Origin of the sequence: Verrucomicrobium sp. 3C, from assembly GCF_000379365.1 — a bacterium.
Taxonomy (GTDB): domain Bacteria; phylum Verrucomicrobiota; class Verrucomicrobiia; order Methylacidiphilales; family Methylacidiphilaceae; genus Methylacidimicrobium.
In genome coordinates this window covers 2049968-2050659 of record NZ_KB901875.1, presented here as the reverse complement: position 1 = coordinate 2050659, position 692 = coordinate 2049968, and positions in this window count along the sequence as shown.

The window sequence follows — 692 nt, the reverse complement described above, 5'->3', positions numbered from 1 at the left end:
CGGGCCAGGACTTAGAGCGCTTCCTCAAGGCTTACTTCGCCAAATACAATGACCACTGCCAGCCCTTCCATTGGACTAAAGGGCCGGAAAAGCTTCAGCACATCATCGAGCTCACCCAGCAATTCCAAGCCGAATATGCTGCTGCGAACTTATGAGTCGATGTAGTGTCGGGTCGGAGAAGGCGCCCATTGAAGAGCTTGCCGCCGTCCGCCGCACAAACTGGACGTGCGGTTTTCCCGCATCCAGCTTTCATGAAAGGGCTTTCGCGATCTGGAGAGAGGGTATGAGCGAGAGTGGACCTTCTGCTCCCGACCTTCGATAACCAGATGATCGGATAGTCTCCTCGAAGCGTGACGTTCGGGTTTTTCACATAGGGAACTTTCCACCTTCACGCTACTTGCTCATCTATCTCGATGTATCCTGCCTCGATCCTTTCACGAACGTCCTTCCCCGGACCACTCGCAATCCGCCATTGCTGGTCACGCGAGTTGTTCGTCTCGCGCTTCCGGTACTATTACGTTCTCCTACTCCTGGCTGTGGCTCGCTGCCCACTTCACTTGCGCTTATAGGGTCGCTTACCCGGCCCATGTTTGGGGGAAGGTCTCGTAAGTCGTTGCGAGGCAGTACCCGTCATTTCAAATTGGCACTACAGGACCCATTTTTGCCCTTTGGGGCGGCGGCTCCCGGGCAGA